This is a genomic window from Photobacterium chitinilyticum, from assembly GCF_004104355.1.
In the GTDB taxonomy this organism is placed as follows: domain Bacteria; phylum Pseudomonadota; class Gammaproteobacteria; order Enterobacterales; family Vibrionaceae; genus Photobacterium; species Photobacterium chitinilyticum.
This window is the reverse complement of sequence record NZ_RJLM01000001.1, coordinates 36,552-55,597: the sequence shown is the minus strand read 5'-3', so window position 1 is coordinate 55,597 and position 19,046 is coordinate 36,552. Positions and strand designations below refer to the sequence as shown.

At 46.3% G+C, this 19,046-nt stretch carries 19 protein-coding genes and 2 tRNA genes; 5 read left to right on the top strand and 16 right to left on the bottom strand.

Annotated features, from left to right (window positions below; all coding sequences use genetic code 11):
* Window positions 1-12: 12 nt before the first annotated feature.
* The 7 genes from flgF to EDI28_RS00270 form a co-directional block, all read right to left on the bottom strand.
* Window positions 13-762 (bottom strand): flagellar basal-body rod protein FlgF, encoded by a 750-nt coding sequence (gene flgF, locus EDI28_RS00300; protein ID WP_128781853.1) that lies wholly within the window; start codon window positions 760-762, stop codon window positions 13-15.
* Window positions 763-971: 209 nt separating this feature from the next.
* Window positions 972-2,420, bottom strand: a complete 1,449-nt coding sequence (locus tag EDI28_RS00295) for a flagellar hook protein FlgE (protein WP_128781852.1) — start codon at window positions 2,418-2,420, stop codon at window positions 972-974.
* 22 nt (window positions 2,421-2,442) lie between these two features.
* A complete protein-coding gene (gene flgD / locus EDI28_RS00290) occupies window positions 2,443-3,159 on the bottom strand; it encodes a flagellar hook assembly protein FlgD (protein WP_128781851.1) in 717 nt (238 codons plus the stop codon).
* A 17-nt stretch (window positions 3,160-3,176) separates the two neighbouring features.
* Window positions 3,177-3,593 carry a flagellar basal body rod protein FlgC gene (gene flgC / locus EDI28_RS00285; protein ID WP_128781850.1) on the bottom strand — a complete coding sequence of 139 codons (417 nt, stop codon included), beginning with the start codon at window positions 3,591-3,593 and terminating at the stop codon, window positions 3,177-3,179.
* A 3-nt stretch (window positions 3,594-3,596) separates the two neighbouring features.
* The gene (flgB, locus tag EDI28_RS00280) at window positions 3,597-3,992 is read right to left on the bottom strand and encodes a flagellar basal body rod protein FlgB (RefSeq protein ID WP_128781849.1); all 396 of its coding nucleotides are present in this window, start codon (window positions 3,990-3,992) and stop codon (window positions 3,597-3,599) included.
* Window positions 3,993-4,189: 197 nt separating this feature from the next.
* On the bottom strand, window positions 4,190-5,020 hold the full coding sequence (locus tag EDI28_RS00275; protein ID WP_128781848.1) for a CheR family methyltransferase: 831 nt from the start codon (window positions 5,018-5,020) through the stop codon (window positions 4,190-4,192).
* 19 nt (window positions 5,021-5,039) lie between these two features.
* Window positions 5,040-5,957, bottom strand: coding sequence for a chemotaxis protein (locus EDI28_RS00270; protein WP_128781847.1), 918 nt, complete (start codon window positions 5,955-5,957; stop codon window positions 5,040-5,042).
* Window positions 5,958-6,082: 125 nt separating this feature from the next.
* Between EDI28_RS00270 and flgA the strand changes: the two genes are divergently transcribed.
* The 3 genes from flgA (at window position 6,083) to EDI28_RS00255 (ending at window position 7,657) form a co-directional block, all read left to right on the top strand.
* On the top strand, window positions 6,083-6,790 hold the full coding sequence (gene flgA, locus EDI28_RS00265; protein WP_128781846.1) for a flagellar basal body P-ring formation chaperone FlgA: 708 nt from the start codon (window positions 6,083-6,085) through the stop codon (window positions 6,788-6,790).
* A 73-nt stretch (window positions 6,791-6,863) separates the two neighbouring features.
* Entirely contained in the window at window positions 6,864-7,187 is a 324-nt protein-coding gene (flgM, locus tag EDI28_RS00260) for a flagellar biosynthesis anti-sigma factor FlgM (RefSeq protein ID WP_128781845.1), read from the top strand.
* 41 nt (window positions 7,188-7,228) lie between these two features.
* On the top strand, window positions 7,229-7,657 hold the full coding sequence (locus EDI28_RS00255) for a flagella synthesis protein FlgN (protein WP_128781844.1): 429 nt from the start codon (window positions 7,229-7,231) through the stop codon (window positions 7,655-7,657).
* A 64-nt stretch (window positions 7,658-7,721) separates the two neighbouring features.
* Here EDI28_RS00255 and EDI28_RS00250 read toward each other — a convergent pair whose 3' ends face one another.
* A complete protein-coding gene (locus EDI28_RS00250; RefSeq protein WP_128781843.1) occupies window positions 7,722-8,147 on the bottom strand; it encodes an LPP20 family lipoprotein in 426 nt (141 codons plus the stop codon).
* An 8-nt stretch (window positions 8,148-8,155) separates the two neighbouring features.
* Window positions 8,156-8,791, bottom strand: a complete 636-nt coding sequence (locus EDI28_RS00245; protein WP_128781842.1) for a FlgO family outer membrane protein — start codon at window positions 8,789-8,791, stop codon at window positions 8,156-8,158.
* Between the two features lie 201 nt (window positions 8,792-8,992).
* On the opposite strand from EDI28_RS00245, the gene EDI28_RS00240 reads away from it, so the two are divergent.
* Together EDI28_RS00240 and EDI28_RS00235 are read left to right on the top strand one after the other, a co-directional pair.
* A complete protein-coding gene (locus EDI28_RS00240) occupies window positions 8,993-10,129 on the top strand; it encodes a flagellar assembly protein FlgT (protein ID WP_128781841.1) in 1,137 nt (378 codons plus the stop codon).
* 62 nt (window positions 10,130-10,191) lie between these two features.
* Window positions 10,192-10,268 (top strand) — tRNA-Arg (locus EDI28_RS00235).
* Between the two features lie 238 nt (window positions 10,269-10,506).
* On the opposite strand, the gene EDI28_RS00230 is transcribed toward EDI28_RS00235, so the two are convergent.
* The 7 genes from EDI28_RS00230 to ligA form a co-directional block, all read right to left on the bottom strand.
* Window positions 10,507-10,582 (bottom strand) — tRNA-Ala (locus tag EDI28_RS00230).
* A gap of 133 nt (window positions 10,583-10,715) precedes the next feature.
* The gene (gene gltX, locus EDI28_RS00225) at window positions 10,716-12,140 is read right to left on the bottom strand and encodes a glutamate--tRNA ligase (RefSeq protein WP_128781840.1); all 1,425 of its coding nucleotides are present in this window, start codon (window positions 12,138-12,140) and stop codon (window positions 10,716-10,718) included.
* 197 nt (window positions 12,141-12,337) lie between these two features.
* The gene (locus EDI28_RS00220; RefSeq protein WP_128781839.1) at window positions 12,338-12,532 is read right to left on the bottom strand and encodes a hypothetical protein; all 195 of its coding nucleotides are present in this window, start codon (window positions 12,530-12,532) and stop codon (window positions 12,338-12,340) included.
* A 195-nt stretch (window positions 12,533-12,727) separates the two neighbouring features.
* A complete protein-coding gene (locus tag EDI28_RS00215) occupies window positions 12,728-14,149 on the bottom strand; it encodes a multidrug transporter (protein WP_128781838.1) in 1,422 nt (473 codons plus the stop codon).
* 519 nt (window positions 14,150-14,668) lie between these two features.
* Complete coding sequence (locus EDI28_RS00210; RefSeq protein ID WP_128781837.1) at window positions 14,669-14,866, bottom strand: hypothetical protein; 198 nt, start codon at window positions 14,864-14,866, stop codon at window positions 14,669-14,671.
* Window positions 14,867-15,052: 186 nt separating this feature from the next.
* Entirely contained in the window at window positions 15,053-16,468 is a 1,416-nt protein-coding gene (locus EDI28_RS00205) for a porin (RefSeq protein ID WP_128781836.1), read from the bottom strand.
* 561 nt (window positions 16,469-17,029) lie between these two features.
* Window positions 17,030-19,045, bottom strand: coding sequence for an NAD-dependent DNA ligase LigA (gene ligA, locus EDI28_RS00200; protein WP_128781835.1), 2,016 nt, complete (start codon window positions 19,043-19,045; stop codon window positions 17,030-17,032).
* Between the last annotated feature and the right edge of the window lies 1 nt (window position 19,046).

The following is a 19,046-nucleotide window of genomic DNA, read 5'->3' as shown; positions in this document are numbered from 1 at the left end:
CCTTTTATCGGTTTAGCCTAAACGCAGCAGTGAAGATGACGCAGCATCCATTTCTTCTGCCGTTTTCATTAATTTGACCTGCATTTCGAAATGACGCTGCAAGTCGATCATGCTAGTCATTTCTCCGACAGCATTGACGTTACTGCCTTCCAGCGCACCACTAAGCAGGGTTACGCCCGCATCTGCATCGAATACTTCACCGGGGGTCTTAGATTTGAATAAACCGTTAACGTCTTTATAGACATCACGATTACCTGGGCGAACCAGCTTAAGACGATCCACGGTTTCCATAGCTTCAGGCGGCGCGCCCTGAGGGAGGACAGAGATCGTGCCATCGTTACCGATTTCAATTTTACTGATTGGAAGAGGAATAAAGATCGGCCCGCCATTCTCACCGAGCATCAGGTTACCATTGCTGTTTTGCAGCATTCCCGTCTGGTCGATTTTCAAATGGCCGGCGCGGGTGTAGGCTTCCTGGCCCGAGGGATCCAATACGGCTAACCAACCGTCTCCCTCGACAGTAACATCCAGATCTCGCCCAGTTGTCATCACTGAGCCCTGGGAGAAGTCCTGCCCCGGACGCTCTGTCATCGCGAAGACGCGTGACGGCAAACCTTCACCGTATGCCTGCATGCTACGAGCCTGCTCGAGATCTGCGCGAAAACCCGTGGTTCTCACGTTAGCAAGGTTGTTGGCATGAAGCTGCATGCCATACATATCCTGTTTGGCACCACTCATGGCTAAATACAGTGAACGATCCATTATTGACTCTCCAATCACAATCTAGTGTTTTCGAAGCAATAACTGTGCCACCATTAATATAGTGCAATAAATCAACGAATTGAGAATTTTAGCCCTGAATAGGGGCAAAGAAGGGACAATTTTATGACGGGCAAGGACAAGACTTGCCGCTTATTCGACACTAGGCCAATCAAGCGGCAAATCTTAAAGACTTACTGGCAAGCAGGTAATTATCGGATCTGCAGAATCGTCTGCTGTAGCTGGTTATCGACTTCCAATGCACGCGAGTTGGCCTGGAAGTTACGCTGAGCTGTGATCAAATCCACCAGCTCCTGCGTCATATCGATATTCGATTGCTCAAGCGTACCACTCTTGATCCCACCGAATGCCCCTTGGCTGGCTTCACCCCAGATAGCAGCACCAGAATCCTGGCTGGTAACCCACTGTGTACCACCTTTAGAAACCAAGCCCTGCTCATTCGGCACTCGTACCATACCAACACGCCCCAGCGTAACGTTCTCGCCGTTACTGTATGTCGCGACAATCGAACCTTTAGGATCAATATCAACTTTAGCCAGGTAGCCTGTGGTTGCACCGTCCTCGCTAAAGCGACGGATCTCAAATGGCGCCGCATACTGAGTGGGTTCGTCAAACTTAATGTTCAGTTTCTGGGCTTCACTCGCACCGTTCATTTCCAGACCGGCACCAGCCGCCCCGAGTTCTTCGGTAACGATAGGGTTACCATTATTAACCGACTTCACTGAGCCATCAGTATTAAATTCCACATAGTGACCCTGGTGGCCACTGCTGGACAACGGACCATTTGCATCACCAGAAGCAACTTCGCCATCACCTTCCGGAGTCAGATTAACATCTACCGCCTTTTCACCAGAGGCATCTGTCACGGTATAGTAAACTGCCCAGCGGTTATCGGCACCGCCAGCATCAGCAGCAGCGTCCGCCGCACCATCGGCAGCCGGATCAGCCGGAATGGGATTTCCATCGGCATCAAGTGCCGGAGGCGCCGCAGCCTCACCGCCATTATCCTTGACATAATACGTAGTCATTTTGTACGGCTGACCCAGAGAGTCGTACATGGTCAGCGAGGTTGACTTGTTATAGGTGCTTGCTTCATTGAAATCGAAGTTGCCCGGATTTTTCGCCTCGGCCGATGCCGGAAGATTCACACCAATGTCGATGTTCTCTGATTCTTTTGGCTGGCCAAACTGATCCGGGACTTTCATCGACTGGGATTCATACGATGTAACCTGATCGGTTTCCTGGTCGACCTTATAGCCCAGCAGGTACTGCCCTTCCGAGTTAACAATATTATTATCTTTGTTCAGGTGAAAGGCACCGTTACGTGTCAAACTGTTGTTTTGTGGCTGCAGCTTGTCTTCAGCGACAGCAAAAAAACCGCTCCCCGAGATCCGAAGATCCATTGGGTTATTGGTATAAATACTGGAGCCTTCGTGGAATTGCTGTGCAACCACTGAAGTCTGAACACCACCACCGGTTGTGGTTTTGGCATTCGAAAACACCGAGCTTGAATAAACATCACCAAACTCGGCACGTGACTCTTTAAAGCCGTAGGTATTTGAGTTGGCAATGTTGTTACTGGTGGTATTCAGGTCTTTCTGTGATGCCCCAATACCACTTAGTGAAATATTAAATCCCATTGTATGAATCTCCTAAGACCTGTTATACCTTGCCGACTTCAAGCACTTCAGCAAGTTTGAATGGCGAGTCAAAGCCCGCAAGGTTAAGCATGACATTGCCATCACCATTACCAAGCAACACACTGTTTACATTTGCATAGGTAGACACATCAAATTCCCGGCTTTCACCATCAACCAGCCCGGCAACCTTTAGCTGATAGCGGCCTTCCGGCAAGACATTGCCTCTTTCATCGGTACCGTCCCATTCCAGGCGGTGCTCGCCTGGCGGTTTGGCCCCCATATCGAAGGTTTTGATTAACTGGCCCTGCTCGTTTTCGACCCTGACCATCATGTTATCCAGCGCCTGAGGCAGTTTCACCATTCCGGCCATACCACCTTCCGCTTGCTTCACCCCAGTAGAGCTAGGAATAAGTACATCACGCCCAACCAGTGAAGATGCCTGCAGGGCCTGATTTGACGTCATGGCCGAGTTAAGGCTGCCAAACTGCTCATTCATCTGGGTGATCCCGTCAACCGTGGCAAATGATGCCATCTGGGCAATCATCTGATCATTGCCGACAGGCTTGAACGGATCCTGCTGGGCAAGCTGCTTGGTCAGCAACGAGAGAAAATCTTCCTGCTTCAGTTCATTCTGACCGGTGGTGACTTTCTGATCTTCCTGCAGCTTTTTCTCTTGCATCCCCTTGAGCTGATCAAGGTAGGACAAGTTGCTTTGACCTGCGCCGTTAATACTGGTCATAACAGTTACTCCTTACCTTATTTACCCATCTGCAATGTGCTCATCAGCATCTGCTTACTGGCATCTGCTACCTGGACATTACTTTGATAGGATCGAGAAGCTGAAATCATGTTGGCCATTTCTTCCATCACGTTGACATTCGGCTTATAGATATAGCCTTCCGCGTTCGCCAGCGGGTGCTCTGGATTATATTCAGCACGTAGCGGCTTCTGGCTTTCAACAATGCCTTTAACCTGAACAGGTACGCTTTCATCACGCTGATAGCTGGCATTCTGCAACGCTGCCGCAAATATTGGGTGGCGTGCTTTATACGTTTCTTCCGCAGAACTACTTACACTGTTGGCATTGGCCAAGTTACTGGAAGTGGTATTCAGACGGACTGATTCCGCACTCATAGCCGATCCGGTGACATTAAAGACGTTAAACAAACTCATTTATTATTCTCCTTTTAATGCCTTGCTCAGGTTTTTAAACTTGGAGCCCAGAAAGTCGAGTGAAGCCTGGTATTCCAGTGAATTCTGCATAAATAGGTTTTGCTCCAGCTGTGCATCAACCGTATTGCCGTCGCCGGTATCAGGTTGATTGGGTACACGGTACTTTTGTTCACCCATTATTTTTGTAGAGGCAGATATATGCCGACCATCAGTGCGACTCAGGCCAATCTTTGCCTCTGAGGTTGCCGCATTCAACGCCCGCTGGAAGTCGATATCTTTTGCTTTGTAGCCAGGAGTATTGGCATTGGCAATGTTGCTCGCCAGTGTTTCCGCACGTTTGCCACGTACGCCAACTGTATGCTGGTGAATACCTAATGCTTTATCAAAAGAGATGGACATAACTGCCTCCAAAAATCGTTATCGATATAGAAGCAAATGGTATGCCAAGTTTTATACGGAAAGAGGGATTAAAGAGGAAACTGAGTATCGAGGAACATAGGGCGTTCCTCGATGACTCATTGGGTCTTGCAAGACTGGCTCACCGAACCGAAAAGCTCTTACTTTTCCTAGAGCCTAGGCTCTGTGCTTTCTCGATTCTATTTTAGCTTGTAGATAATCCCAGGATTACAGCGGATCATCTCAAACTTGTCAGTCAGCCCGGTGAGTGACTCTGACGCACCTAGCAGCAAATACCCGCCTGGGTTCAGGCTGGCAGCCATCTGGTTCAATACTTTTCCCTTCATCTCAGGCGAAAAGTAAATCAGTACGTTGCGACAGAAAATCACGTCGAATTTACCCAATAGTGCATAACTGTCTTTCAAGTTCTGCGGACGGAAACTTACCATCCGCTTCACTTTATCGTTCACCTTCATTCGGCCGTCGCCATTATTCTCAAAGAAAACACGACGGCGATCCGGTGAAAGTCCACGGCTCAGTGCCAGATTGTCATAAATACCGGCGCGACACGTATCTAGCATTGTCTGCGATATGTCTGTTGCCGTGATCTGAACGCCACCGGCGATCATTCCCGGACGACGATTCTGAGTTTCCAGCACTGTCATCGCTATCGAATACGGTTCCTGACCTGAAGAACTTGCCGATGACCAAATCTTAATCGGGCGCTTATTGGCAGCAAGCTCCGGTAAGATCTTGTCACCCAGTACCGCATACGGATAGGAATCACGAAACCACAACGTCTCATTAGTCGTCATAGCATCAACTGCTGCGACACGTAGCTCTCGGTTACGGCCGCTGATCACAACTTGCAATAACTCGGAAAGAGATGATAGCGAAAATCGGCTGACCAATGGACTCAGGCGGCTACGAACCAGGTATTGCTTACTGTCGCCAAGTACAATGCCGCATTGCGCTTCTAAAAAGCGGCAAAAATCACGGTATTCCTGGTCTTTAATTGTTATGGCTGTCATCTACTACTCTTTAATCAGATTATTCCGGCATGGCGGCCTTAACCGCAGCCCCCAGCTCATCCGGGTTAAACTTAGGGATGAATGCATTGGCACCTACACGCTCAACCATTGCCTGGTTAAAAACACCACTCAATGAAGTGTGCAGGATAACATGTAAATCTTTCAAATTGGCATCATTACGAATTTCTGCCGTTAAGGTATAACCATCCATCTCCGGCATTTCAATATCTGAAATCACCAACGCAAGCTGCTCATAGATACTTGCCTCTTTAGCCATTTCCCTTAGCTTGTCGATCGCTTCCTTACCGTCTTTAACTAGCACACACTCACAGCCTATTGCCTCGATCGCCCGTTGCACCTGCTTGCGAGCCACACTGGAATCATCGGCAACCAATACACGGCGAAGAGCAGGGAGCTCATCAATCAACTCTTCAAGTACAGTGCCGGTAATATCGGTATTAACAGGAGAGATATCATCCAGGATTTTTTCAACATCCAAGATCTCGACTAGCTCATTATCGATTTCAGTCACCGCTGTCAGGTAGTTATCCTTGCCAGCACCTTTTGGCGGCGGCAGGATTGATTCCCAGTTCATGTTGATGATGCGCTCTACGGATGACACCAGGAAGCCCTGAATCGAACGGTTAAATTCCGAAATGATCACAAAGCAATTATCTAAATCCTCGATTGGGCGGCCACCGGTTGCCAGGCTCATATCAATAACAGAAATAGTTTGTCCACGAATATGAGCAATGCCTTTTACGAGCGGGTGCAAGTTAGGCATCGTTGTCAGTTTCGGGCACTGAAGCACCTCTTTGACCTTAAATACATTTATCCCATAGCGCTGACGTCGGTTGAGCCGAAAGGTTAACAGTTCCAAACGGTTTTGGCCGACAAGCTGGGTGCGCTGATTCACTGAATCAAGTATCCCCGACATAAGGTGACTCCATATTATGCGTTTTTATTTCTATACGTGTTAAATGAGAATTCTCATTACAAATCACATATGATGAGCTGAGGCTAATTGTAGCCCCTTAGACCTTGCATTAAAGAGTAAAAACCGTGACCCAAAGAACACATTTAACACTCTTAACCATTTTTTTCGGCCTACTGGTATTTTTCTTTAGTACTTTTGTATCAGCTGCACCTCAAAATACCTTAAATATGGTACAGCATACCGCTGAAGAATACGTCAAAACAATTGTCGATTTCCCGCCAAAAAGCCAACTGACTGTTAAGGCTGCAAATTTAGATTCTCGACTAAAACTCACGATATGCCCAGAGCACCTCGAGAGCTCCGTTCCCGGCAAACAATCCTTAACAGGAAATGTTACTGTACTGGTAAGTTGCCGTTCGGAAAGCTGGCAAGTCTATGTACCGGTACGTATCCAACTTCTTCTTCCCCGCGTCGTCGCTACCAAGCCACTGGCTCGAGGAGTCGTATTATCCGCCTCCGATCTTGCCGTGCAAATGGTGGAAACCCGTTTTCAACGTGGTGTAGTTTTCGAACACCCGCAACAAATCATTGGCTCTAAAGTAAAACGGAATGTTAACATGGGCGACGCTATTCAAGGCAGTGATATCTGCCTCGTTTGCCGCAATGATTCTGTCCTTATCAAGGCTGGTCGCAGCGGACTGAATATAGTTACCAAAGGGACAGCACTTTCTGACGGCTCTCTCGGGGAGCAAATCCGGGTTCAAAACACCAAGTCAAAACGGGTTGTCGATGGTACTATTACCGGCGTTGGTGAAGTAACTGTAAACTTTTAATTTAATGCTAAAGTTATTACAGACCCTGCCGAAGTAATGGCTGTCTCTAGTAAATTGTTCAAAGGCTTTATTTATGGCAAGTATTGATCAGCTACGCTCAGGTCATCCGATGACCACGACACGCAGCAATCATGGCAGCGTATCGGGCTCAACATCAGGGGCTGCAAAAAATCAACAGCCTACGTCTGTTGGAAGCGGCCAGAAAGATGCAGTTTCGCTAAGTTCGCAAGGCAAGGCGGTCGGACAGATCCACCAGCAGCTTGCAGCCGAGCCAAGCTTTGACAGCGCCAAGGTAGCGGCGATCAAAGACGCCATTTCAAATGGCTCTTACGTTGTCGATGCCGACAAGCTGGCATCTAACATGATGAAATTTGAAGATGAACTCCGTGGTATCTGATATTCAGATTAACGCGTTGCTATGTATAACGAGAGAAGTAAATGGCCCAAACTATTGAACAGTTACTAGAGCTGCAATTAGCAACACTTGTTTCTCTCTCCCGTCTTCTAGAACAAGAAAAAGCCGCCATCGTCGAACGCAAGGCAACTGATATTGCCAGACTTGCAACCGATAAGCTCGCCCTGATCAATCAGGTGCAGCAGCAGGATCACCTGATTGCAAGTCATACCCAACGACAACAGCTCACTGATAATCCTGAATTGGCACAGAAAGTTGAGTCAATTAAGGCAACGGTCAATCGCTGTAAAGAAATCAATGAAGTTAATGGGGAGGCACTCCAGCGTGCCCAGCTCAGCTTCCATAAGCTAAATAACTTATTCCAACAGAGCCGTGGCAAACAACAGATGACCTACAACAGTGAGGGAGTTGCACAAAACATCCGTTCGCTGGGTACTAATATCAAAGCGTAGCGCAAACCAGTATCTTAAATTCTGCTCTCTTAACCTTAAAACTTAGCGATAAAACACTTCGCCACTAAAACATAGTCTCTTGGTTAGTCGGCACATGGTAAACTTCACCGTGCTGCTTCATTCGATCCATCTTACGAAGATCCAACTGCATCTCAGTAACGAAACTGTCACCAACCGGGTAGCTTCGAAGTACCTCTGCGCCACGAATAATTCCATCTACCGCACCGTCGGTGTTTTCAACACCAAGCTGCTGATCTTCCAAGCCGGCACGAGCACTAATCCGCATTCCGTAAACCTGCTCCGTCAGCTCACGATATGCATCAATTTTAGATGCACGCATCGCACGGACACGTTTCTCTTCAATTGTGCGGCCTCGCTGCTCGCTGATGGATGCATAGCCTACCGAGGTGATCAGATCATCATTACGGATCTCTGTTAAAGGCTGACAGCCCGCCAACGCGAAAAAAACTAGCAGAAACCAGTAACGCATAACAACTCCTAAGGTTTTAAGACAACGGTATTACGATCAAAAGTAGTCACTTCGTTGCGAATAATAACACCATTTTGGACCCGCATTTTATTCAATGTATCCAAGTCACGTCCAATTCTATCTGCCGGTAAAAAACCTTGCGCAGAAGCAATCACAACACGAGATCGCATGCCGATGATCCGGGCGTTGACCAGTACACCTGCGCCCTGGCGCAGCATCGTTCCTGTCAGCACATAATCAACAGGCTGTTCACCAGCTAGCTCACGCCAGTTTCGGCTAATGGCAAAGTCACCGTCAGCAGTCACTTTAATTGCCCCTGTGGCTTTGTAGTCCACTACGGTATAGCCGCGCTGCTGCATTTGATACATAAAACCTTCCGTCACGGTATTACCCAGCCAGTTGGTTTCATTCATTTCTTGCAAATCCACAAATGATGTCACAGCAAGGGGGGTTTTTGCACTCAGGTACTGATTCGATGTCACCAACTGCTCGGTTAGCCCTTCAATAAAGAAATCCATCGTATGACGTGGCGTTTCCGTTAACAGAAAAGAACTTCCCATATAGGGCTCTTTACCGTTATATATCGGAGAGTATGAGCAAGATACAGTCATCGCTGCCAGTATCAGGACTATCCATTTTTTCATTCTTGCCAGCTCCGGATGAAAAGAGAGTTGTAGCCTGTTATCGTTTATATAAAGAAAAACTTTACTCATTTATACCTAGCCATTTCAAAAAGTGCTATCAGGAACACTCTTTGCATGAATGTTCCGTACCTAATTAAAGAAACGGCAATTTTTCTTTAGCTAGTCACTGAGTAAGCAATTTTCATACCTAAGTTGAAACTAATGAATAGAAAACTATTTAACACCCTAAGCAGCCTATGCCTTCTTGTCACATTCCAGCTCAACGCCGCCTGGCTAGAAGTCACAGGTTCTGCCGTGCTACTTGAAAGTGAAAATACAGCCAGAACTAATGCGCTGGAGGATGCCGTTTATCAGGCTATGGGATATGCAGGTGCCGATCTTGGCAGCTTCCCTAATCTTAGACCTTACCTGTCTTCGGAGCGTGCAGAGTATCAGTTTAGCGGTAATGAAGTACGTCATGTCATGGTAATCCAAACGCGCAAGAAAAGCGGCAAGTTTTACCTAACAGCACGAATCGATGTTTACCCGTCGGCAAATAGTTGCCACAAGATCCAATACAAGAAAGGGGTGCTGCTGGCTGGCTTTAAGATTATCTCACCGCAACACGCCGCGATGGGTGGAATTTATCAGCTCGGTGATGATTTCTCTACAATGCTAAAACGCCAAATTGAGCGAAAATCACAGAGCTTTGTTGTTTCGGGTACCACGCGAGTTCCTGTCAATGCAGGGCAGCCATCCGCCATGATGATGCTGGCTGAAGATAATGACGCACAGTATATTATTAACGGTCAAATTACCGACCTAACTTCAACCCTGGACCAAAAGTTACTGAAGAGTGACCAGGTAAACCGTCAATTTGCCGTCACGATCGAGATTATGGATGGCAAAACGGGTGAAGTGCTGATGCAGAACAATTATCGAGAAATCGCCGAGTGGCCCTTCTCGCGAGTCAGCCAGGTTGACACTAAAAGTGCCCGTTTCTGGCAGTCCAGCTACGGACAGGCAATACAACGCGTTAGTCGCAACATGATGTTAGATCTTGAGAGCTCATTGTCATGCAGGACTAGCTTACCGGAGATCGTGAACGTTTATGGCAACAAGGTTCAAATCAATATCGGTCGTATTCACGGGGTGAAGCGAGGTGATCAGCTGAAACTTTGGCATAGCGCAGGCTTTATCGATCAGCAGGGAATTCCACGCAATCGTATGGTCCAGACGGACATTACCCTAACGGTAGATCGCGTTTACGAGAAATCGACAGAGCTTTCCGTCGAGCAAGCTGATCTGGCTAGTAGTATCCAACCTGGTGATTTACTGACCAAGCAGCTTCCGCGTTAACACTAATTACTTAAAATCAGTAATATTTTAGGTATAATGGTATTTCAAGCCCAGTCTTGAATGCTCCCTTAGCTCAGCTGGATAGAGCGTCCCCCTCCTAAGGGGAAGGCCGCAGGTTCGAATCCTGCAGGGAGCGCCATTTTCTCTCTTAAGATCAAACCGTACCATCCGTAATTTTTATCCTACGGGCACTGTTCTCAACTTACCGAAACAAATCTCTTCACAGCAACTCTATGAGAAACTCGGCATATACCGTAGCACAACTCCTATTATGCCAATGTGGATATTTTCAAACGCCAGATAACAAAAAACCCCGCATAAATGCGAGGTTTCGTGTCTGCCGAACTTTCTCAACAAGAAGAAAATTCAGATAAATTTGGTGGAGCTATGCGGGATCGAACCGCAGACCTCTTCGCTGCCAGCGAAGCGCTCTCCCAGCTGAGCTATAGCCCCAAATTGTTGCGCCATAATAAAAACTTAACGAATTCATGTCAATAGGCTAAACCTAATATGCAAGCACTAGAGCCATTAGTGATAACCACATCACATTTTTCAAATTCGATAACTAAGAGCAACAATCATGACCTTATGCGTTTGCTTCACGCTCAGCAATAAAAGCCAATGCCATATTAATCCGCGTCACAACACGTTCTTTGCCGATCAGCTGCATTACCGCATCTACCGACGGAGATTGGCCCTGGCCGGTAACAGCAACACGTAAAGGCATACCTACTTTACCCATACCTAGCTCAAGCTCCTCACACGTTTCTTTGATCACGCTGTGAAGATTCTCTGTCGTCCATTCCGCTAATGCTTCGACTTTTGAAAGCGCTAGAGCAAGTGCGTCTTTTGCCACTGGGCGTAGATGCTTCTTCGCTGCGCCAGCTTCAAACTCGCTGAAATCCTGATAGAAATAGCGAGACTGCTCTGCAAGTTCAATCAACGTATTACAACGTTCACCCACTAAAGCAATCACATCAGTAATCGCCGGGCCGTTGGCGGTATCAATTTCTTTCTGATCAAGATGCCACTGTAGATATTTAGCCACATACTCAGGTTCAGCGGTCTTGATATAGTGGTTATTTAGCCACAATAGCTTATCTGTATTAAATGCAGACGCAGACTTACTGATCGAATCAAGAGTGAACAGCTTGATCATTTCCTCGAGTGAGAAGATTTCCTGATCACCATGAGACCAGCCCAGGCGTATTAGGTAATTGAGCAGAGCCTGTGGCAAGTAGCCTTCGTCACGGTACTGCATAACACTTACTGCCCCGTGACGCTTGGACAATTTAGCCCCGTCATCACCAAGGATCATTGCGCAGTGCGCAAACTCAGGCACAGGTGCGCCTAGAGCAGTATAGATATTGATCTGACGAGGAGTATTGTTGATATGGTCTTCACCACGAACTACCTGTGTGATCCCCATATCCCAGTCATCAACTACCACACAGAAGTTGTACGTCGGGCTGCCATCAGTACGGCGGATGATCAGATCATCAAGCTCGCTGTTGGCGATTTCGATACGTCCGCGAACATGATCGTCAAATACAACCGTGCCCTCTTTCGGATTACGGAAGCGAATAACAAATGGTGACTCTTCAGTCGCCACACCGTTCGCCGCGACAATTTTAGGATGGTTAGCATCGTAGCGAGGCTTCAGGCCTGCAGCCATCTGCTCTTCACGTAGCTCATCAAGCAGCTCTTTCGGACAGTAGCACTTGTAAGCCTTGTCTTCGGCAATCAGCTGATCAATTAGCTGGTTATAACGATCAAAACGCTTGGTTTGATAATGAGGACCTTCATCCCAGTCCAAACCCAGCCACTCCATACCTTCAAGGATGGCATCGATCGCTTCCTGTGTAGAGCGTTCAAGGTCTGTATCTTCAATACGAAGAACAAATTCGCCACCCATATGTTTCGCGAATAACCAAGAATATAGAGCCGTACGAGCACCACCTACGTGCAAAAAGCCTGTTGGGCTCGGTGCAAAGCGAGTTTTAACCGTCATCTGAAAGTACCTAAATGAAATAGTAGAGTCCGACAGCACAAATAGCTGCCTGACAACAAATTGGCTGCTATTTTAGCACTGTGAATCAATTGTACAAATATAACAAAACGGAAGATGTTTTCAGACCGGTAAATAATGACTGACTAAGTCAAAAGCAGTCGCTTGAAAAGCGAAATACTTCCAAGCGACTCAAGTTACTAGAAATATGTCTTACCACCTTTCTGCAGGCAAATATGATGCGGTACCCACTCTTCTTTAGCACTACTATCAGTATCAATAACACACCGATAGATTGGCATCGCTGGCGCACCACCGGAGCCATTGCTTGCAATAGCCAAGTTTGAGGAAAGCGACATCATAAGAACAAGACTTGCTGCAAATAGCGTTTTCATACACCCTCTCATCAATGTGGTTCAGATCCACACTGAGTATAGGACAGTGGCCATTTGACAAATAGGACAGGATTATTTTTTGAAACAAAGAAATAGTTCCTCTCATATCTGACACGTTTTGTGTTTCTCCTGTGATACAAGAGAGCCGGGCTAGCGGCCCGGCTCGAGAACTAACAACGGATATACGTATCGTTCTTACTTAATGGTAAACGGAATCGTTAGGGTTACCTTGATATCAGATTCGTCCTGGAACAAGTTGGTATAAGGTGCCCAGTTGCCAGCGTCGGTATCGTTGATGTATTCAGTGTAATAGAAACCTAGATTCGCCCCCTGCAGTGTCCCGCCCTGTATCGCATAATTCGCGAACACGCTGCCGGCATATTCAAACAGGTCATCGACACCACTAATATCGGAAGAAGCGAAACCGAATGCGCCCGAAACACCGGCACTGAACCCTTGAGCGCCAACATCGCTAAAGTCGCGTGAGACAGATGCAAATCCGGCAAATTCGCCATCATGGTTAAAATCAGAACGGTTGTTCCACCAAATATCATAAGTGCCGTTTGAACCACCGTACGCAGAAGTCAGGCGATACGACATGTTCCCGACAGCCGTTGAATCAATAGACTCCGCCGCTGTATAGGTCGCTTCGGCACGAACAGAATAAGCCCCGTACGTTTTCGCAGACATAAACGCTAACTGATAAGCCGTACTGTCAAACTCCTCATCATCATCGACAACATATAATTGACCAGCAAGGTACCAACCGTTATCCAGAGTATCGTTCACTTTCACATGAGCATTTTTACGGTCGCCATCAGTCAGACCGGCATAGGCCACATCAAGCAGCAAACCATTATTGAAGGTGTAACGTGCACCGACAGAGTAGGCATCTCCGGCGTCTTCACCGTTAGTTGTTTGTAGACTGTAAGTATCTTTAAACCATGGCGCTTTGTATTTGGCACCGTATACAACACCCAGCTCTAAGTTATCGAACTTATAGCCAACCTCACCACCAAGCCAGGTGCCTGCTGCATAGCTCCAGTTTACGCCGATAGCCGAAGGAACCGATGGCTGAAAATAACCCAGTTTAGCAGTACCGTCCTGGCCTAACTTGAACTTAGCCGCCACGGTCTGATAGCTGATGCCATTGTCGGTACAGCTGCTATTCCACTGGCTATTACTCTCTTCCAGCTCCCCTGTTTCCGGGTTGGTTGTGACATTCTGACATTCATTGTTAGCTGGGTTCATATCAAATGGATTGTCAACATTCCAGAAATTCATTTCATGATCAGGTGAAGCGTTTTGCCACATATCAAAGGTCGCATAGACATTTAAGTCCAGACCAACGACATCATTCGCGTATCCCGAATTAAAGCCTAGGCTGGTATAAATCGAGCCGTGGTCGAGATTGGGAGTTTTACTTGTATCTTGACCCGTTTCAGCATCAAAACCACCACGAGTACGATCACGCATCCAAAAGTTAATCGCACCGTTAATTGACGAGTCTTCAAAAAAACCACTCGCATGCGCCGAAGGGGTTATGGTGACGGCCGTGCCTGCCATAATACCGACAACAACAGCACTGAGCAGCGAACGCTTGAACATGTTTTCCATGGAAATACTCCTAAAATATTAGCTGTATTTGAATGCACACCTCAGTTGGCCGCCGAAGGAGTACAAGCAAATTTTCATAGTGATTAATCTAATCACAGCTAAGCCTACCTTCTTTTTTTTTGCCGTGAAGATAGAAGCAAAATAACCATGACAACCATCAAACAACGAAGATATAAAAAAATGTAAAACCATAAATAACAACAGTTTATAGATAAAAACTCAGAAAGCATGAAAATAACTCGACATAATTTTCTGTGCGAAACACCGCAAAAATCATGTGGAATCTAATTTATGAGTCACAACTGAAACAAAAAACAAAGGTCAGATTTGAAGCAATTAGAAGTATTTAGATGAAAGGTGTGATCTAACGCAGATATTGCGGGGAGCTAAACGCAAAGCGCTTATTGTTCCGAGACTAATTAAAATAAGTAGAAAGTAAGAGGTAATATTTAGTTAGAGCTTAAATATACAATGAAAAGGTAAGAGTTATGTGGAGAATCCATTCTCCATAAAAATAACTCAGAAGTCAGTCTTCTCCCCTTTTCCACCTTGTATTTTACAATAATGCCAAGGCACAAAAATAAGCTTTCCTGATGGCAACTCGCAAACAGTCTGCCCGAACCCACCAGCTCCACCCGAATTATCAGCACGGACAGAAAATGAAGTTACGCTCGCTAACAATATTACGGGTATAAAGAACGCCAGTGTCTTTTTCATATACAGCCCTCACACATGATTAATGTCACATTTAGTATAGGAGCTACTTGCTATCTGGCAATTTTATAGAATTATTTTTCTTAGAAAATTAATGGCTTATATTTCATTAATAAAAATATCTTGTACAACACGCAAAAAAGCCAGTCATAAAATGACTGGCTTATATTCTTAAATCAATAAACTCGATTAGTTAAAGCTATATGGGATAAGCACTTGGAAACGTAGGTCAGTTTCGTCGTAACCACCAGCTACATTTTGATCAGCAAACTCATCACGCACTAAGTATGTACCGTGGAGACGAACTGTCGAACCTTTCAACGAACCGCTCTGTAGGGAGTATGATACCGTACCGTTTACAGCATACTCACTTTCGAATGCAGAGCCCGCTTGACCATTCTTCGCCTCATCAGCTCCCGTACCGTATCCGAAGCCAGCGTAATAGTTCCAGCCATTACCGGCATCGTAAGCTACGCGGTTATACCAGGCAAGTTCGCCATCCTGGTTCCAGTCAGACAGGGCATCCCACCACTGTGACCAAGTACCATTGTTCGAACCATACGTTTGGATAGTACGTGGCACAAACTCAGCGCCGTTCTTAGTATCGGTATAACGTAGTTCTGATGTCCATGAGATCTTATCAAAGCTCTTATTAAGAGATAAACCCGCATGGTAACCTAAACCATCATATTGGACATCATCAGTGACACCGTAAAAATCGAACGCAAATGTCGTGGTATCATTAAAAGTGTAGCGAGTATAAGCCCTATACGATGTGTTGTCGTTTTTGTCACTATATCCATTAACGACCGAATTATCCCAGTCAACGTCAGTTGCATATACAACATTCGTTGCCTGACCTACACCAAGAGCAATATATAAATCATCATTTACATTGCCGCTAAAACCAAGTGAGTGCAAGTAGCTCCATGTAGTATCAGCCCAAAGAGTTGGAGCGTAATCATCTTCATGAAGAATCCATGGTGCAGTGTATTGATCAGCACCAAAATATGACAAGGTGAAGTCACCAATCTTGCCATTTAATTCAAACCCACGGTAAGTACCTGGAACAAAACTCCATACGTTACCGATAGTGCCGTTGCCACCTGATTGCAGCATACCGAAGCGACCATCAACTTCTTCGGTGGCTTTGAATTTTAGTGCCGCTTTATAGACTTTCAGCGGGTTGCCTTCACCTGAACCCCAGTCAAGGTTATTACAAGTTGAGATTTCGTTACATAGATACTCATCAGTGTCGCCATTCACCTGACTAGAGTTATATAAGTCACCAGAGAAGTAAGCACCGACATCAGCACCTAGCCAGCCATCATGATAACCTGATGAGAAATCAAGAATGGCATTGTATGAGCCATAATCAAAACGGCTCCATACATCATCACCTACGTTCCCGCGATTACGGGTACGGGTACGCGTATCCACAACAAATGTGGCATTTAACGCGGAGTCCTTCATGAACTCGTTAACTGCCTCTACATACTTATCACCAGCCGCACTTTCAGACGATGCGTGCACAGGCAGAGCAAGAACACCAAACATTGCTGCTGTTAATGCTGATACCTTAAAAAGTTTTGAACCTTTTTCCATGGAATAACTCCTAAAAAATACTAGCTGTTTATTCGTGTCTTTATGGTTGGCCGCCGAAGACACCGAATAACTCTCCCATATGTCAGTCAAAATCTAAATTTGACCCAATCATATTTTTTTAGTTTCTCACGAACCCGTGTTTAACTTCAGCTACAAGACTACTTTTGCAGCGCAAAACATCAATAAGAACTTAATTTGCCGTTTGAAAAATATGACTCAGTGCAAACTTTCCCGTTATTAGTGATCCATATCATACCTTTCTATATGAATTTATAAATAAATACAAAATACATATAAAACAAACACTTAAAAATATAAAAATTTATAAATGCGAAGTAGCCCTAATTAATTAATGCACACTGAAATCGTTACGTTACAAAAGAGATATAACTAATATTTGCTTTATGTGGGATATTTTTATCGAGGAGAAAATGAAGAAGGCAGAGAGATAATAGAAAAGAAACAAGGCTCAAAATAAGATTGTGAGCCTTGTTGTTACTTATATAATTAATGTATTGGTATCAATAAAACCAACGTTATACCCAGATACGATACTTGCCGCTATCGATTCATAAAGTCAACAAGAGCCTGTTCATCCCAAATTTCAATTCCCAGGTCTTGGGCTTTCGCTAGTTTCGAGCCTGCCGCTTCGCCTGCCACGAGTAAGTCCGTCTTCTTAGAAACGCTTCCAGTTACTTTTGCCCCAAGATTCTGAAGCGCAGCTTTCGCATCAGTACGAGTAAGCTGAGATAGCGACCCCGTCAAGACTACAGTTTTTCCGTCTAACGGAAGCTCCGCCCCCTCTGGCGCTTTTTCGACTGCAGGCCAGAAAATACCGACGTCAAGCAACTCATTAATAACCGTGAGATTGTGCTCTTCACGGAAAAAGTTAAATAAATGCTCAGCGACAATAGCACCGACGTCAGAAACCTCTATCAACTGCTCCTTGGTCGCCTGCGAAATCGCATCTAGCGTTTCAAAGTGGTTCGCCAAGTTTGCTGCAGTTGCCTCTCCAACCTCACGGATCCCGAGTGAATATAAAAATCTCGCCAGTGTCGTCTGCTTCGACTTCTCCAGGGAATCGACTAGGTTCTGGGCTGACTTCGGTCCCATTCGCTCAAGTACCGTCACGACACCGGCCGAGAGCTTAAATAGGTCTGCTGGCGTTGTGACCATTTCACGATCCACCAGCTGTTCAATGACTTTTTCTCCGCAACCATCAACATCGAGAGCCTTACGGGAAACAAAGTGCTTCAGGGCTTCTTTACGCTGAGCCTGGCAGAACAGGCCTCCGGAACAACGAGCAACGGCTTCACCCTCGACACGCTCGATCTTTGACGCACATACCGGACACTCGGTAGGGAAAACGATCGGCTCGGCGTCCGCCGGACGGCGTGATTCAATCACCGATACAATCTGCGGGATCACGTCACCGGCACGGCGAATAATTACGGTATCCCCAACCATCACTCCCAGCCGTGCAACTTCATCGGCATTGTGAAGCGTGGCATTGCTTACCGTTACGCCACCGACAAATATAGGTTCCAATTTGGCAACTGGGGTAATGGCACCAGTTCGGCCAACCTGAAACTCAACATTATTCAACCGGGTCATCTCTTCCTGTGCCGGGAACTTATAGGCAATAGCCCAACGGGGAGCACGGGCAACAAAGCCTAATTGATCCTGGAGCGCAACATCGTCTATCTTGATCACCACCCCATCAATCTCATAAGGCAGCGACTGGCGCTTTTCACCGATCTTCTGATAGTACCCTATTACCTTATCAAGGCTATCCAGCAGACGAATCTCAGGGCACATAGGTACCCCCCAGCTCTTCAGCTGGACCAAACGCCCATACTGACTCGGCGCAAGCTCCAAGCCCTCCACAATGCCCACAGAATAAGCATAAAAGCTTAACGGACGAGTTGCCGTGATCTTTGAATCTAGCTGACGAAGACTCCCGGCGGCTGCATTACGCGGGTTGGCAAAGGTCTTTTCCCCTTTTTTGAGCGCCCTTGCATTTAACTCGTCAAAGCCTTTTTTCGGTAAAAAGACTTCGCCTCGAACTTCTAGCCGAACAGGCCATCCCTCTCCTTGAAGCTTTAACGGTATCGAGCGAATAGTGCGGACATTGGCGGTAATATTCTCACCGGTTGTGCCGTCGCCGCGCGTCGCCGCCTGCACCAAGATGCCATTTTCATACATCAGGCTGACAGCCAAGCCATCCAGCTTAGGTTCACAGCAATAACTCAAAGAGGCAGGAGCAATCAGGCGATCTGTCATTCGCTTTTCAAATGCCTGTAACTCTTCATCGTTAAAAGCATTATCCAGCGATAACATCGGCAATTCATGGGTCACCTGAGTAAAACCACCAAGTGGCTTACCGCCAACACGCTGGCTAGGAGAATCAACAGTCACAAGCTCAGGATGCTCAGCCTCCAAAGTCAACAGCTGCTGCATCATTCGGTCATATTCTGCATCAGGGATTTCAGGGTTATCTTCGACGTAGTAGCGATGGCCATGATATGCAAGTTGTTCGCGCAACGTTGAAAGTTGCAGCTCAATGTCGTGACTCATT